Annotated in this window: 14 protein-coding genes; 12 read left to right on the top strand and 2 right to left on the bottom strand. The window is 33.5% G+C overall.

Going from position 1 to position 16977, the window contains the following annotated elements; genetic code table 11:
* Positions 1–57: 57 nt before the first annotated feature.
* The 4 genes from OLM54_RS15130 to OLM54_RS15145 all read left to right on the top strand — a co-directional run bounded on the left by OLM54_RS15130 (position 58) and on the right by OLM54_RS15145 (position 4573).
* A complete protein-coding gene (locus OLM54_RS15130; protein ID WP_264535407.1) occupies positions 58–1092 on the top strand; it encodes a VWA domain-containing protein in 1035 nt (344 codons plus the stop codon).
* A gap of 73 nt (positions 1093–1165) precedes the next feature.
* Positions 1166–1936: a tetratricopeptide repeat protein gene (locus OLM54_RS15135; protein WP_264535408.1), complete on the top strand. Its 771-nt coding sequence runs from the start codon at positions 1166–1168 to the stop codon at positions 1934–1936.
* A 131-nt stretch (positions 1937–2067) separates the two neighbouring features.
* Positions 2068–3816: a BatD family protein gene (locus tag OLM54_RS15140; protein WP_264535409.1), complete on the top strand. Its 1749-nt coding sequence runs from the start codon at positions 2068–2070 to the stop codon at positions 3814–3816.
* A gap of 10 nt (positions 3817–3826) precedes the next feature.
* Entirely contained in the window at positions 3827–4573 is a 747-nt protein-coding gene (locus OLM54_RS15145) for a tetratricopeptide repeat protein (protein ID WP_264535410.1), read from the top strand.
* Positions 4574–4575: 2 nt separating this feature from the next.
* Here OLM54_RS15145 and OLM54_RS15150 read toward each other — a convergent pair whose 3' ends face one another.
* Together OLM54_RS15150 and OLM54_RS15155 are read right to left on the bottom strand one after the other, a co-directional pair.
* A complete protein-coding gene (locus tag OLM54_RS15150) occupies positions 4576–5145 on the bottom strand; it encodes a 5-formyltetrahydrofolate cyclo-ligase (RefSeq protein WP_264535411.1) in 570 nt (189 codons plus the stop codon).
* Positions 5132–6118, bottom strand: a complete 987-nt coding sequence (locus OLM54_RS15155) for a succinylglutamate desuccinylase/aspartoacylase family protein (protein WP_264535412.1) — start codon at positions 6116–6118, stop codon at positions 5132–5134. The genes OLM54_RS15150 and OLM54_RS15155 overlap by 14 nt, the downstream gene beginning before the upstream one ends.
* Positions 6119–6254: 136 nt before the next feature.
* On the opposite strand from OLM54_RS15155, the gene uvrC reads away from it, so the two are divergent.
* The 8 genes from uvrC to OLM54_RS15195 all read left to right on the top strand — a co-directional run bounded on the left by uvrC (position 6255) and on the right by OLM54_RS15195 (position 16974).
* Positions 6255–8048, top strand: a complete 1794-nt coding sequence (gene uvrC / locus OLM54_RS15160) for an excinuclease ABC subunit UvrC (RefSeq protein ID WP_264535413.1) — start codon at positions 6255–6257, stop codon at positions 8046–8048.
* A 9-nt stretch (positions 8049–8057) separates the two neighbouring features.
* A complete protein-coding gene (locus OLM54_RS15165) occupies positions 8058–10412 on the top strand; it encodes a patatin-like phospholipase family protein (RefSeq protein WP_413614454.1) in 2355 nt (784 codons plus the stop codon).
* A gap of 322 nt (positions 10413–10734) precedes the next feature.
* Positions 10735–11892, top strand: a complete 1158-nt coding sequence (locus OLM54_RS15170) for a homogentisate 1,2-dioxygenase (protein ID WP_264535414.1) — start codon at positions 10735–10737, stop codon at positions 11890–11892.
* 216 nt (positions 11893–12108) lie between these two features.
* Complete coding sequence (locus OLM54_RS15175; protein ID WP_264535415.1) at positions 12109–12468, top strand: four helix bundle protein; 360 nt, start codon at positions 12109–12111, stop codon at positions 12466–12468.
* A 93-nt stretch (positions 12469–12561) separates the two neighbouring features.
* Positions 12562–13722, top strand: a complete 1161-nt coding sequence (gene hppD, locus OLM54_RS15180) for a 4-hydroxyphenylpyruvate dioxygenase (RefSeq protein WP_264535416.1) — start codon at positions 12562–12564, stop codon at positions 13720–13722.
* 298 nt (positions 13723–14020) lie between these two features.
* Entirely contained in the window at positions 14021–14791 is a 771-nt protein-coding gene (locus tag OLM54_RS15185) for a DUF3108 domain-containing protein (protein WP_264535417.1), read from the top strand.
* A complete protein-coding gene (locus tag OLM54_RS15190; protein WP_264535418.1) occupies positions 14791–15732 on the top strand; it encodes a tryptophan 2,3-dioxygenase family protein in 942 nt (313 codons plus the stop codon). The genes OLM54_RS15185 and OLM54_RS15190 overlap by 1 nt, the downstream gene beginning before the upstream one ends.
* Before the next feature lie 21 nt (positions 15733–15753).
* Positions 15754–16974 (top strand): M23 family metallopeptidase, encoded by a 1221-nt coding sequence (locus OLM54_RS15195; protein ID WP_264535419.1) that lies wholly within the window; start codon positions 15754–15756, stop codon positions 16972–16974.
* Positions 16975–16977 lie beyond the last annotated feature (3 nt).

Raw genomic sequence — 16977 nt, forward strand, 5'->3', positions numbered from 1 at the left:
ACAGTTTACAGCTGAAAACTACGACTGAAAACTGCGACTGAAACCTAGAATTAAAAAATGGAATTAGACGAAAAAAAATATTTATACCTTTTATTCTTACTGCCAATTGTGGTGTGCATTTTCCTTTTCAATTTATATTGGAAAAGAAAAAAACAACGTGAATTTGGTGATTTGGAAATGGTGAAAAAACTAAGCCCTGAAAGCTCTGTTTTTAAACCTATCTTAAAATTATCCGTTTTGCTTTTGGCACTTGCGTGTTTAATTATCGGTTTGGTAAATCCGAAGATTGGAACAAAAATGGAAACGGTAAAACGTGAAGGTATTGATATCGTTTTTGCTGTCGACGTTTCGAAAAGTATGCTTGCCGAAGATGTGGCGCCAAGTCGTTTAGAGAAAAGTAAACAATTGGTTTCGCAAATCATCAATAATCTTGGAAGCGACAGAATAGGTATTGTGGCTTATGCCGGAAGTGCGTTTCCGGTTTTACCAATTACATCCGATTACAGTGTTGCCAAAATGTTCCTGCAAAGTATGACGCCAGATATGGTTTCGTCTCAGGGAACTTCGCTTGATGAAGCAATCCGATTATCATCGACTTATTTTGATGAAAAAAGCAAAACGAGTAAGTTATTGATTTTGATTTCTGACGGAGAAGATCATTCTGAAGGAGCTTCGGCTGCGGCAGAAGAAGCCAATAAATTGGGAATGAAAATCATTACAATTGGTATTGGAACTGAAAAAGGAGGAACAATTCCGTTAAAAGAAAATGGAATCGTAAAAGCATATCAAAAGGATCAAAACGGAGAAACGGTTATTACAAAACTGAATCAGGAAGGATTAAAAACGATTGCAAAAGCAACAAAAGGCGGTTATGTTTATGGCGGAAATACCAAAGAGGTTTTAGAATACATAAAAAATGCCTTGAATAATATTCAGAAAACAGAGTTTGAAGCGACTCAAATGGCCGATTTTCAATCGCAATTTCAGTGGTTTCTTGGTTTTGCTTTCTTATTATTATTTATAGATATTTTCCTTTTGGAAAGAAAAACAAACTGGATAAAAGAGTTGAATTTATTTAACGAAAAGAAATAATAAAGTTAGCCGCTAATTACACTAAAAAGAAATTATATAATTCGTGGCAAACAAAAAAAACAAAAAAATTAGAATGAAAAATTTACTTCTTTATATTTTACTAACTTTTTCTCTGGCGGTTTCGGCTCAGGAGAAAGATAAAACGTTGCCTGAAGGGAATGAAGAATATAAGCAGAATAAATTTGTTGATGCTGAGGCAAATTATAGAATTTCGGAATCAAAATTTGCAAAACGCGGTGTTGCTTCTTATAATTTAGGAAATACGATTTACAGACAAAATCAGGCTTCGGAAGCTAAATTGGCTTATGCCAAAGCAATTAAAAACGCAAAAAACAGACCTGATAAACATAAAGCCTATCACAATTTAGGAAATGTTTTCATGAAAGAGAAAGATTATACGCAAGCGGTTGAAGCTTACAAACAAGCTTTGCGTAACGACCCAACAGATGATGAAACGCGTTATAATTATGCTTACGCCAAACAAAAGCTAAAAGAAAATCCTCCGAAAAACGATAAAAATAAGGACAAGAATAAAGACAAAGACAAGGATAAAAATAAAGATAAGGACAAGGATAAAGACAAAAACAAGGATAAGGATAAGGATAAAGACAAGAAAGACGATAAAGGCGATAAGGACAAGGATAAAAAAGATGGTAAAAATGATCCGAAGAAAGATGATAAATCAGACAACAACGGAGAACCAAAACCACAGCCGGGCGGAATTTCAAAAGATCGTGTTCAGAATTTGTTAGATGCCGTGAATAATGAAGAAAAGAAAATTCAGGACAAAGTAAACGCTCAAAAAGTAAAAGGAAATCCTAGAAAAACAGAAAAAGACTGGTAAAATAAGGTTGAATCGTTTAATCGTTGATTTGTTTAACTGTTAATTACGATTAAACAATAAATCGGTAAAAAAAACGATTAAACGTATTAACAATTAAACGATTAAACTCAAAAAAAACGATTAAACAATTAATGAAAAGATATTTAATTCTATTACTATTCACTTTTCAGGGGCTTATGGCTCAAGTTCAATTTGAAGCCAAAGTAAGCAAAAACACGCTTGGACTTAACGAAAGACTTCGTATTGACTTTATCATGAATGTTGATGGCGATAACTTTGAGAAACCTGCGTTTGACGGCTTTAGAATTGTTGCCGGTCCAAGCCAGCAAGTAAGTCAGTCGTGGATAAACGGCAGAAGTTCTTTTCAAAAAATTTACTCTTATATTCTACAGCCTGCTCAAAAAGGTACGGTGACGATTAAACAGGCATCGATTGAATTTAATGGTCAGATCTACAAAACATCGCCTATAAAAATCGTTATTACAAATGCTGTTGCCGAAGAAAGAGACCCGAACGACAGACCACAGGGTTCAGGAAGCGAAACTTTAAATCTTGTTGCCGAAATTTCTAAAACAAGCCCGTATTTAAATGAACCAATTACCGTTGTTTATAAATTATATTTCAACAATATCGGGGTTACCGGTTTTAAAGAACTGGCAAAACCAAAATACAATGATTTCTGGAATCAGAATATAGACATTAAACAATTGGCTATTGAAGAAGGAAGTTATCAGGGACAGAGATGTTATTTTGTAGTCTTGAAAAAAACTATTTTATATCCTCAAAAATCAGGTCGATTAACGATTGAACCACTTTCGTTGGATATTGGAGTTCAATTACCAACAAATCGCCGCGATATGTTTGGGCAAATGATTTTATCTGATGATAACAAAATTGTTTCGGCAGGAGCGAAAACTATTAATGTAAGACCTTTACCGGAAGCAAGCAAACCGGAAGGTTTTAGCGGTGCCGTTGGTAAATTTAATTTTACGGTAACGCCATCAAAAACTAGCTTAAAAAGTGGCGAAAGCCTTGATTTAATTGTGAGTGCTGCCGGAGCAGGAAACATGAAATTGTTTACTTTGCCAAAACCGGTTGTACCAAATGCGCTTGAAATGTACGATCCTGTTCATGACGAAAAAGTAACCACTTCATTGTCTGGAATGTCAGGGAAAATCTCAGATAAATACACGATTATTCCGCAGTACAAAGGAAAATATGCGATTAAACCAATGCAGTTTTCGTATTTCGATTTGAGTACAGGTTCTTATAAAACCATAACTTCTCAGGAAATTATGATCGATGTTCTTGACGGGCCAATGCAGGCAGAAGCAAATGCAACAGCAAGTGCGTCTAAAAATGTTATTTCGAAAACAGAACAATTTAAATATATAAAACCAAAAACAACTTTAGTTTCTATTGCTAAAGATGACTTTTACGGCTCCAATTTATATTATACTTTATTGTTCCTTCCTTTCGTGATTTTGCCGATTATCATCTTGGCTAAGAAGAAAAAAGAAGCAATTGACAGCGATGTGACCGGAAACAGAATTAAGATGAACAATAAACTGGCTAAGAAGTATTTATCTGAAGCCAAGAAACAGCTTAATAACAAAGAGCCATTTTATATTGCGCTTGAAAAAGCCATGCATAATTTCCTGAAAGCCAAATTGCATATTGAAACTTCAGAAATGAGCAAAGACAATATTCGCGAATTATTATTGTCAAGAAATGCAAATCCGGAATCGGTTCAGAGTTTTATTGCTTTGACAGAAAACTGCGAATTTGCACGTTATGCTCCGGCTTCGAGCGCTTCGATTCAGCAGGATTATGATAAAGCTGTTTTGATTATTTCAGAATTAGAAAAACAGATCGTTTAAAGAAAATAAAATGAAAAATATATTATATCTCTTTTTATTAATCTCTCAGGTTTTCTTTGCTCAAAGCGGCTTTGAAAAAGGGAATGCTTTATATCAAAAAGGGCAATATCAGGAAGCGGTTCAGGAATATGAAAACGTTATCAAAGAAGATAAACAGCAATCGGCTGAATTGTATTTTAATTTGGCAAATTCTTATTATAAACTAAATAAAGTTGCTCCTTCAATTTATAATTATGAAAAAGCATTGGTTTTAAAACCCCACGATGCCGAGACTTTAAACAATTTAAAATTTGCCAAAAAACTAACGATAGACGAAATCAAAGAAGTTCCGAAAGTAGGTTTTGCAAAACTGATTCAGAATTTTACCGGTATTTTTAATTACAATACCTGGGCAATGATTTCTGTTGGAATTGCTTTTGCGTTTTTATTGAGTTTTATAGGTTATTATTTTTCACAGCTTACTCTTGTAAAAAGAATTTATTTCATTGGAATGTTCGTTCTTCTTCTGGCTTTACTTTTAAGCGTTGGAGCCGGAATGGCTGAAAAAGATCATTATGATAATGATCGTCCGGCAATTGTTTTTGCAGAAGTTAGCGAAGTTCGAAGTGAACCGCAAAAAGCAGGAACAGCCATTTTCTTATTGCATGAAGGAGCAAAAGTTTACGTTACTGAAACTTTAGGGCAATGGAAAAAAATCGAATTAACTGACGGAACTGAAGGCTGGATTGATGCTTTGACTATTAAAGAAGTGAAGTAATTTTAAAAACTGTAGATTTTTAAAGGCGTCACGCAATAATCGAGTTTTATATCTGATTCGAAGACATCATCGATTTGATTTACGGCTTCGAAGAAAGAAAGTCCAATTTTGATGGTTTCCGGTTTGCATTCTGCCAGAAATTTATCGTAAAAACCTTTTCCGTAACCAATACGATTTCCGAAAATATCAAACGCCAAAAGCGGTACAAAAACCACCTCAATAGTTTCTGACGGAACGGGCAAACCATTTATTGGTTCGGGAATATTATATTCGTTTTTTTTGATTTTGGTATTATCCGTCAATAAAAAATGTGACATTTTTCTGGTTTCAAAATCACTTTTTGAGATCACGATTTCCTTATCTTTTCCGGAAAGTAAATGCAAAACATATTCGGTATTTACCTCTTTTTGTTCTTCTATTGGCAAAAAAACATGATAATAGGTTTTATCCCAAATAGGCAATTGCAGTACTTCATTGGCTACAGCCAGACTTTTTTCTTCAATTTCGTCAGACGAAAGTTCTTTTCGAAGATTTTTATAATGTAATCGTAATTCTTTTTTATTCGTCGGCATCTTCTTCGTCTGGGTTATTTTTAGAAATATGATAAATCGCGTCGCCTTCATACACAATTGGCGAATGATTGGCATTAATTACATATCCTTCGTGCGGTGCTTTTACTTTTTGCTCGAATTTACCAAACGGATCTGTAATGATCGCCAAAATTGTTCCTTTGGTTACAAACTTGCCAATCAAATTATAATCGTGCAATAAACCGGAACATTTGGCGCGCAGCCAAACTGAATTTTTAATAAAAATAGAAGGACTTTCGGGTTCTTCCACAATTTGATTTGGATCAAGCATTCCAAGATAATTCAGCAAACGCTTCACTCCCATCACGCCTTCATTTGCAATAACATTATTAATGTCTAATGATTTTCCTCCTTCAAAAAGCAGCATTTTTACATTTGCTTTTTCAGATGTGTTTCTAAAAGAACCGCTTATATTTTTAGAATAAAGCGTAAATGGCGCATTAAAAATATCGGCAAGAAGTTTCAATTCTTTATTATTTTCTGTGATTCTGATTTGCGGCGCATTAAATCTACTTGCACCGCCGGCATGAAAATCAACTGCGTAATCAATTATTGGCAAAATTTCGGCTACGATATGAAACGCAAAACGACTTGCGAGAGATCCTTTTTTACTTCCCGGAAAAACGCGGTTTAAATCACGTCCGTCAGGAAATTCGCGGGATTTATTTACAAAACCATAAATATTAATAATCGGAATACAAATAATAGTACCGTTTATTGGCCGGTTTATTTTTTTACTGATAATCTGGCGCACAATTTCGACACCGTTTATTTCGTCGCCGTGAATTCCTGCCGAAAATAAAACTACAGGACCATCAAGCTTTGAGCGACGAACAATAATAGGAATATTAAGTTTTGTAGTCGTGTGTAATCGGGCAATTTCAACGTTGATTGTTTTATGTTCTCCTGGCAAAACCGGTTCGCCAAAAATAATCATGGGCTTGTTATTTTTCATATGAATTATAAAATCTAAATATAGAAATTATTCTTTTGATTTCGTAAATTTGGAACTAAATCAATGCAAAGCTTCAAATGAAAATCGGAATGGTTTTTGGAACGCTTTTCAGACATCTCCAGAAACAAAAAACAGAATGCAAAAACCGTCTTTAGAACTTCAAATACAAACCTTGCCGGACAATCCCGGCGTGTACCAATATTATGATAAAGACGATAAAATATTGTATGTTGGCAAAGCCAAAAATCTAAAAAAAAGAGTTTCTTCTTATTTCAATAAAATTCACGATACAAGAAAAACGAATGTTTTGGTTCGAAAAATCGTAACCATCAAACATATCGTCGTTCCTACTGAAACCGATGCTCTTTTATTAGAAAACAATTTAATCAAAACGCTTCAGCCGCGTTATAACGTATTGTTGCGCGATGACAAAAGTTATCCGTGGATTTGTATTAAAAAAGAACCTTTTTCGAGAATATTTTTAACCCGAAGAATGGTTAAAGACGGCTCAGAATATTTTGGTCCGTATACCAATTTCAAAATGGTACATACAATTTTAGATTTAATCAAAGAATTGTATCCGTTACGAACCTGCAATTACGATTTAAGTCAGTCGAATATTAATTCGGGCAAATTTAAAGTTTGCCTCGAATATCATATTGGCAATTGCAAAGGTCCGTGCGAAGGTCATGAATCGTTTGAAAATTACCAAAGACAAATCGATGCTATTCGCGAAATCCTGAAAGGAAATTTCAAGGAAAGCATGAAAGATTTTAAGCGTTTAATGAATGATTATGCGCAGAATCTACATTTTGAAGAAGCGCAAAAAATCAAGGAAAAAATAGAAATACTTGAGAATTACCAATCAAGGTCTACGATTGTAAATCCGAAAATTACCAATATTGATGTTTTCTCGATTGTATCCGATGAAAGTGCGGCTTATGTGAACTTTTTACAAATTTCGCACGGATCGATTATTCGTTCCCACACGATGGAAATCAAGAAAAAACTGGATGAAACTGATGAAGAATTATTGGAACTTGCGATTGTAGAACTTCGCGAACGTTTTAATTTATTATCAAAAGAAGTTATAGTTCCGTTTGAAATTGATTTGGGAGAAAAAATCAAAACAACCGTTCCGCAGTTGGGAGATAAAAAGCAAATTCTGGATTTATCGATTCGAAATGCTAAGTTTTACAGAATTGAGCAACTGAAACAATTGCAAATTGTAGATCCTGACCGACATGTAAATCGCATTATGGCGCAAATGCAAAAAGATTTGCGTTTGCCTGTTGAACCGCGTCATATTGAATGTTTTGATAACTCGAATATTCAGGGAACAAATCCCGTTGCTGCCTGCGTGGTTTTTAAAGACGGAAAAGCGAGCAAAAAAGATTATCGCCATTTTAATGTAAAAACCGTTGAAGGTCCTGATGATTTTGCTTCGATGACAGAAATTGTGTATCGCCGTTACAAAAGATTACTGGATGAAAATGAACCGCTTCCGCAATTAATTATTATTGATGGTGGAAAAGGACAATTATCTGCAGCCTTAAAAAGTATTGATGATTTAGGTTTAAGAGGTAAAATTGCGATTATTGGAATTGCAAAACGTCTCGAAGAATTATTTTATCCCGGAGATTCGATTCCGTTATATCTTGATAAAAAATCTGAAACCTTAAAAGTAATTCAGCAATTACGAAACGAAGCGCACCGATTCGGTATTACATTTCATCGTGATAAACGTAGCAAAGCAGCACTTAATTCGTCTGTAGAAAGTATTCCCGGAATTGGCGAAAAAACCATGCTTACGTTAATACAACATTTCAAGAGTGTTAAAAGATTAAAATTGGCTACCGAAAAAGAAATATCTGATGTTGTAGGAGTATCAAAAGCCAAAAAAATTGTCGACTTTTACAAAACCAACTAGTTATTTCTTATGTGCCTAATCCAGCTGTCCATTTCAAATACTCGATCAAAACGATTTTTTTCTACTTCAGGAAAAGGAGCTTCTAAAGTCGCTCTTTTTTTGCAGGAAAAAATATCATTTTGCTACTCGCAGTTTTCCATTTCCATCTGGGGCATACAGTTGGCATTTTTGGCGATCCTGTTTTTCAATTCGCAGCAAACATTTTCTCAGGCACAAAAACAAGACAGCGTAAAAAGACCCAAAATTGGTTTGGTTTTAAGCGGCGGCGGTGCCAAAGGTTTTGCACATATTGGGGTTTTAAAAGTGCTTGAAGAAGCCGGAATAAAAATCGATTATATTGGCGGAACCAGTATGGGATCTATCATTGGCGGACTTTATGCTTCTGGTTATAATGCATCTCAAATTGATTCTATTTTTAAGAAAACTAATTTTGACGAATTGATAAACGATTATATTCCACGTTCATCAAAAAACTTTTACGGTAAAAAAAATGATGAATTATATGCCATCGTTTTACCGTTTAGCAAATTCAGAGTCGGAATTCCTGAGGCACTTTCAAAAGGAATGTACAATTATAATTTATTGAGCAGTCTGACTAGAAATGTACGACATGTTCGTGATTTTAATAAATTACCAATTCCGTTTTTGTGTATCGGAACAAATATCGAAACCGGCGAGGAAGTTTTATTAAATAAAGGAAATCTTGTTCAGGCAATGATGGCGAGTGCAGCATTTCCTTCCCTGTTTACTCCGGTTGAAATTGACGGAAAATTATTGGTTGATGGCGGCGTTGTCAATAATTATCCAATAAAAGAAGTTCGTGATCTTGGCGCAGATATTATCATTGGCGTTGATGTGCAGGATGATTTACTGAATCGTAAAAGCCTCAAAAATGCTACGCGAATATTGGTTCAAATCACCAATCTACAGTCGATCGACAAAATGAAAAACAAAATAAAAGATACGGATGTTTACATAAAACCGGACATTCGTGATTATGGCGTAATTTCATTTGATAAAGGAGAAGAAATTATCAGAAAAGGGGAAGAAGCAGCTTTTGCGGTTTATGAAAAAATTAAAACGTTGACAGACGAAACTACTTTTTATAAAAAACCAAAGCTAAAAGTAAGTTCTGATACTATTGAAATCAATAAAATAAACAGCGATAAATTAGATAATTACACCAAAGAATATATTCGCGGAAAACTTCGTTTTAAACCGGGAAGCACGATAACATACGATGATTTAAAAGCCGGAATGAACAATCTTGATGCAACGCAAAACTTTAGCGCGATTTCTTATTGTTTACAGCCAGCAGGAGAACAAGACGATCTGGATTTGGTATTAAAAGAAAATCCAACCCAAACGTATTTAAAACTGGGCTTGCATTATGACGGTCTTTATAAAAGTGCGATTTTATTAAATCTAACCCATAAAAAAACATTCTTAAAAAATGATGTTACTTCATTAGATATTATTTTAGGAGATAATTTTAGATATGATTTGAATTATTATGTTGAAAATGGTTTTAATATCAGCTTTGGATTTCGTTCAAGATTAAATCAGTTTAATCGAAATGTAACCAATAGTTTCAGCAGTTTAATTACCGAAAGTCCGGGAAGTCTAATTAATGTTGACTTTATGGATGTTACGAATCAGGCGTATTTTCAAACTATTTTTGTACAGAAGTTTTTAATGGGCGGCGGACTTGAATACAAATATTTAAAAATAAATTCTCCAACACTTTCAAATGCAGATAATATCATTGAAAAAAGCAATTACTTTAGTGTTTTTGGATATTTAAAATACGATTCTTTAGACAGCAAAAGCTTTCCGCATTCAGGAGTTTATTTTTCTGCAGATGTTCAAACGTATTTAGCTTCGTCAGATTACACTCAAAAATTTAAACCTTTTTCTACAGCAAAAGCTGAAATTGCATTTGTTGACAGACTTTTCAAAAAAGCTACTTTTAAAATCGAAGCCGATGCCGGATTTAATATTGGCAGCGACAGCGTTCCGTTTTTCGATTATATATTGGGTGGATACGGCTATAACAAAATAAATAATTTTAATTATTTCTATGGATACGATTTTTTAAGTATCGCAGGAAACAGTTACATCAAAACTGCTTTGACGCTTGATTATGAAATATTCAAAAAAAATCACGTGAATGTTTCTGCTAATTATGCCAATTTGGGCGATGATATTTTTTCTACCGTAGATTGGTTATCGATGCCTAAATACTCCGGTTATGCAATAGGTTACGGATTAGAAACTATTATTGGACCAATCGAAGTTAAACATTCATGGTCGCCGGAAATGTCAAAAAGTTTTACCTGGTTTAGTATCGGATTTTTGTTTTAATACAAATCCTGCTTTTTTATTTTAGTTCATAAAAAATTGAATTATTTTGTTACTATATCGTTGTAATGTCATTTTTTTTAGATTAATTTGCGGTTATAAATGATATGATTTATAATTTAAATCAATAAAAATTACGACATTTGTTATAATGAAAACAAAATGGACAGGTTTATTAGAATATCTTCAATTCCTCATCAAGAGAAATCCTGAGTGAAACCATCGAATTGAGATGATTAGTCAATAATAAATTGATCTGATTATCTGTTCAAACAATTCACCTTTTTCGAATTATCTAATTTACAAATTATCTAATTGAAAAGCCATGCCATTATATCATAAACTTGGAGAATTTCCTCAAAAAAGACACACACAATTCGAAAAACCGAACGGAGGTTTTTATTACGAACAATTGTTTGGAACAGAAGGTTTTCACGGACATTCGTCATTATCGTATCATGTTCACAGACCAACTCAGGTTAAGGAAATTTTAAATTCCTATTCCGTTGAACCAAAAATTGCAATCGGAAAAAACATAAAATCATTACTTTTTAAAGGTTTTGAATTAAAGCCTGAAAACGATTTTCTAGACAGCCGCAAAGCTTTGTTGGTCAATAAAGACTGCATCATTGGATTGGCTGCTCCAAAAGAATCACTTAGAAATTATTTCTACAAAAATGCCGATGCCGATGAAATGCTTTTCATCCATAAAGGAAAAGGAAAATTAAGAACCATGCTTGGAAATATTCCATTTGAATATGGCGATTACCTAATTATTCCACGAGGCATTATTTACCAAATAGAATTTGAGACTACAGAAAACCGACTTTTTTATGTTGAATCTCATTCTCCTTTTTATACTCCAAAACGTTATAAAAACCAATCAGGTCAGCATTTAGAACATTCGCCATTTTGCGAACGCGATTTTATTTTGCCAAATGAATTGGAAACGCATGACGAAAAAGGTGATTTTTTAATTAAAATCAAAAAAGAAGGCATGATTCACGAAGTGGTTTATGCAACTCATCCTTTTGATGTTGTGGGTTGGGACGGATATAATTTCCCATACGGATTTTCAATTCATAATTTCGAACCTATAACGGGGCGTGTTCACCAACCGCCACCGGTACATCAAACATTTGAAACGGCTACTTTTGTCGTTTGTTCATTCTGCCCGAGACTTTACGATTATCATCCAAAAGCAATTCCGGCGCCATACAATCACAGCAATATAGATTCTGACGAAGTTTTGTATTATGTTGATGGCGATTTTATGAGCCGTAATAATATCGAGCAGGGTCACATTACTTTACATCCAAAAGGAATTCCGCATGGTCCCGCACCAGGCGCCATGGAACGCAGTATTGGTCATAAAGAAACCCAGGAATTAGCTGTTATGGTTGATACTTTTCATCCATTAATGGTTACAGAAGAAGCAATGGGATTAGATGATGGGCAATACTATAAGTCCTGGACGGAATAATAATTAGATAATGTGTCAATTAGAAAATTAGATAATGTTCCGAAAACGCATAGAATTAGATAATGTGCCAATTTGATAATTAGAGAATTTTCTTGAAACCGCATAAATTAGTTAATGCGACATTTATAATCAGATTTCATTTATTAATTTGTAAATTTAAACCTACAACATAATAATTATCTCATTATCAAATTTTCTAATTCTCTAATTAAAAAAATGACTTTTAACGAAAAATATAAGGACAACGCTCTTTTAATAAAAACATTCAATTTCGCATTAAACATAATTGATTACACTAATGAACTTCAAAATCAAAAGAAATTCGTAATTGCAAATCAGTTATTAAAAAGTGGAACATCAATTGGAGCAAATTCAAAAGAATCACAAAACGCAGAAAGCAAAGCAGATTTTATTCATAAATTAAAAATTGCAATTAAAGAAGCAGACGAAACAGAATATTGGTTGTTTTTATGCGATGCACATAGCGAATATCCAAAGTGTAGTCGTTTATTAAATGATCTCTCAGAAATTTTAAAAATTTTAAACAAAATAATATCAACATCAAAAATGAAATAATTAGATAATTAGAAAATGTGTCAATGAGATAATTTTTTATCGCAACGCACATTATCTAATTTTCTAATTGACACATTTTCTAATTAAAACATTATGTCAAAAGAAGTAAAATCAGTAGAATACGGTCTAGAAAAAATCTTTGAAGGAGCACAGGATTTCCTTCCTTTATTAGGAACCGATTATGTAGAATTCTACGTAGGAAACGCAAAACAATCTGCACATTATTATAAAACCGCTTTTGGATATCAGTCATTAGCTTATGCAGGATTAGAAACCGGAGTTAGAGACAAAGCTTCTTATGTTTTGAAACAAGACAAAATCAGAATTGTTTTAACAACGCCATTAACGCAGGATTCACCAATTCACGCCCATCTTCAAAAACATGGCGACGGTGTAAAAGTTGCAGCGCTTTGGGTTGAAGATGCAAGAAGCGCTTATGAAGAAACTATGAAACGCGGTGCACGTTCTTTTATGGAACCAACGGTTGAAAGTGACGAATTTGGCGAAGTAGTTCGTTCGGGAATTTATACTTACGGAGAAACAGTTCACATTTTTGTAGAAAGAAAAAATTACAACGGAGTTTTCCTTCCAGGTTATAAAGAATGGAAATCAGATTATAATCCCGAACCAACAGGATTAAAATATATCGATCACATGGTTGGAAATGTGGGTTGGAACGAAATGAATACCTGGGTAAAATTCTATGAAGAAGTTATGGGATTTGTAAATTTCCTTTCTTTTGATGACAAACAAATTACCACAGAATATTCGGCTTTGATGAGTAAAGTAATGTCTAACGGAAACGGAAGAATTAAATTTCCAATTAATGAACCGGCAGAAGGAAAGAAAAAATCTCAAATTGAAGAATATTTGGATTTCTACGGCGGTCCCGGAATTCAGCATATTGCAATTGCAACAGATGATATTATCAAAACAGTTTCGCAACTGAAAGCACGTGGTGTTGAATTTTTATCTGCTCCACCACATACTTATTACCAGGCAATTCCTGAAAGATTAGGTGTTCATATGGGCATGATGAAAGAAGATATCAACGAAATTGAGAAACTAGCTATTATGGTCGATGCCGATGAAGATGGTTATTTATTACAAATATTTACAAAGCCTGTTCAGGACAGACCAACATTATTTTTCGAAATTATTCAAAGAATGGGTGCAAAAGGATTCGGCGCAGGAAACTTTAAAGCACTTTTTGAGTCGATTGAGAGAGAACAAGAATTGAGAGGAACTTTGTAAAATCGCATTATTTTTACATTAAATCGAAAAATTCGCTATAAAACGATGCTTTTAATGCAAATGTTATGTTAAACTTACTTTTTGCTATTTGTTTTTTGAACTTTGTATCTATCTTTGCACTCGCAAATCAGAAAGGGGTGGTTTCCTTTCGAATTGATATAAATTTCATAATTTATAGTTTTTTGGTTAGTTAATAGCATAAAAACTCAGTCATTTTTGACTGAGTTTTTTTGTTTTGGTACATTTGGAATAGAATTTGCATTTATTTATCTTTATATAAAAATGTAAATATTGTACTATGAAAAAATTAGTCCTCATCATATTCGCCCTTACCGTTCTCAGTTTCGACAGCCAGAAAGAAGACGCCTTCGACACAGGAGAATATTTTAAATTTAGAATTCACTACGGAATCGTAAATGCCGGTTATGCAACACTTGAAGTTAAAGATGCTACAATAAATAATAAAAAAGTGTTTCATGCTGTAGGTAAAGGATATACAACCGGAATGTCTAAATTTTTCTTTAAAGTTGAAGATTTATACGAAAGCTATTTTGACAAACAATCCGGAGAACCCTATCGTTATGTTCGAAAAATTGATGAAGGCGGTTATACCAAAAATCAGGAAGGTATTTTTAATCAGGATGAAAACAGAATATTAGTAAAAGATTACAAACGAAAAACAGAAAAAACAATTCTACTTACTGATAATGTACAAGATATTGTTTCGTCTTTTTATTATTTGCGAAATCATCCCAACATCGATAAATTAAAATCGGGAGAATCTATTTCTATCGACATGTTTTTTGATGAAGAAATCACAAAATTTAAGTTAAAATATATAGGTCGTCAGGATATTACAACTAAATTTGGAACCGTTTCTACGATGGTCTTTAAACCATTGGTACAAACAGGAAGAGTTTTTAAGGAAAAAGAAAGCTTAACACTCTGGATTACAGACGACAATAACAAAGTTCCGGTTAGAATAAAAGCAGATCTTGCAGTAGGATCGCTCAAAGCGGATCTTGACGAATACAAAGGATTAAAAAATCCATTTAAAGTAAAAAAATAATGAATACCACAGATACTTCTGAATCACTTTTAAAAGAAATTGATCTTAAATTTCAAGCTATAAATCAAAAAACAGATGTTCAGCTTGAAGGTTTACTTTGGTCAAAACCAATTACTTATTGGGATTATATTCAGACTGATGCACTTTTAAATCTACAAATTCAACGCACAACGCTTCCTGATGAAATGGTTTTTATCATGTATCATCAGGTAAACGAATTAATTTTTAAAATGATTTTATGGGAAATCGATCAAATTGCCGAAACGCAAAATATTCAGGTTGATTTTTTCGGCGAAAGATTATCAAGAATTACCCGTTATTTTGATATGCTTACGAATTCATTCAGTATCATGGAAAACGGAATGGAGATTGATCAGTACATGAAATTCAGAAATACTTTAACTCCTGCAAGTGGTTTTCAAAGTGCACAATATCGATTAATTGAATTTGCATCGACAGATGTTATCAATTTAACAGACCGCAGATACAAAGCAGACTTTGATGAAAACACAGATCTTGAAACCAGCTTTGAACATTTGTATTGGCAGGCTGCCGGAAAAGATTATCAAACAGGAAAAAAATCATATTTGCTTCAGGAATTTGAAAACAAATATAAAGACCAGTTTTTACGTCAAATGTCATCTTTTAAGACAAAAAATATCTGGCAAAAATTCACTCAATTACCAGAAACAGACCAGCAAAATCCTGAATTAATTAAGGCAATGCGCCATTACGATGAAACGGTAAATATTACCTGGGTAATGCAGCACCTTAATACTGCAAGAAAATACATACTGGAAAGCGGAAAAGGCAATGGCGAAGCTACAGGTGGAAGTGACTGGCAAAAATATATGCATCCAAAATTTCAAAGACGCATCTTTTTTCCTAAATTGTGGACCGAAGAAGAATTGTCCAATTGGGGAAATGAAGCTACTGTTTAATTTCTCAAAAAATTTAAAAGTTTGAAAAAAGCATTCGTAATTATTATAGTATTATTTTCAATATTTTCATGTAATAAAACCGCTGAAAAGGTAGAAACTAAAATTAGCAAACCAAAAACTAAAAAAGTAGAATTTGGTTTTAATTACGCTGACTTTAATGTTCTTCACGATACTATTAAAAAAGGCGATTCATTTGGATCTATTTTTCAAAGTCAGAATATTGGAGACAAAAAAGTGTATGATATTGTCGAGCAGGTAAAAGATTCTTTTGATGTTAGAACAATTCGATACAACAAACCGTATACAATTCTTCGATCTAAAAATAAAACCAACAACTTAGAAGTTTTTATTTATCAGCCTGATGCTTTAACGTATTATGTTATTGATGTTAGAGATAGTATCGCAAAGGCTTACAAAAAAGTAAAACCGGTTACTTTTAAACGTAAAATAATTGGCGGTGTTTTAAAAAGTTCGTTATCTGAAACTTTAGGAAACGAAAGTGTTGAAACAGCTCTTGCCAACAGAATTACAAAAGTATTTTCATGGTCTATTGACTTTTTTAAACTAAAAAAAGGAGATCGTTACGGATTAATTTTCACGGAACGTTTTATAAACGGAAAAGATTATGACGGCGTTGAAGATCTTGAAGCTGCATTTTTTGAATATAAAGGAAAAATTATTTATGCTTTTCCTTTTGAAAAAGATACACTTTCAGGAAAAATAGAATATTATGATGACGAAGGAAAAACGCTGAAAAACTTCTTCTTAAAAACTCCAATCAAATTTAGCAGAATCACTTCACGATTTACGATGAACAGATTTCATCCGGTGCAACATACCTGGAAAGCACACAAAGGAACAGATTATGCTGCTCCAACCGGAACGCCAATTTCTACAACTGCATCAGGAGTTGTTGAAGCCACTGGTTATACGGCAGGAAACGGAAACTTTGTAAAAGTAAAACACAACGCCACCTACTCTACTCAATATTTACACATGTCGCGAATTTTAGTAAAACGCGGACAACGTGTTACACAAGGACAAAAAATAGGATTGGTTGGAAGTACAGGTTTAGCTTCCGGTCCACACGTTTGTTATCGTTTCTGGAAAAACGGAGTTCAGGTTGATGCGCTTCGACTGAATCTTCCAACGGGAGAATCTTTAACAGGAAATGACAAAACTCGTTTCTTAAAACAAATGGAACCTTTAAAAAGAGAATTGGATAGTATTGGGAATTTATAAAAA

This window comes from Flavobacterium sp. N1736 (assembly GCF_025947065.1).
Taxonomy (GTDB): Bacteria; Bacteroidota; Bacteroidia; order Flavobacteriales; family Flavobacteriaceae; genus Flavobacterium.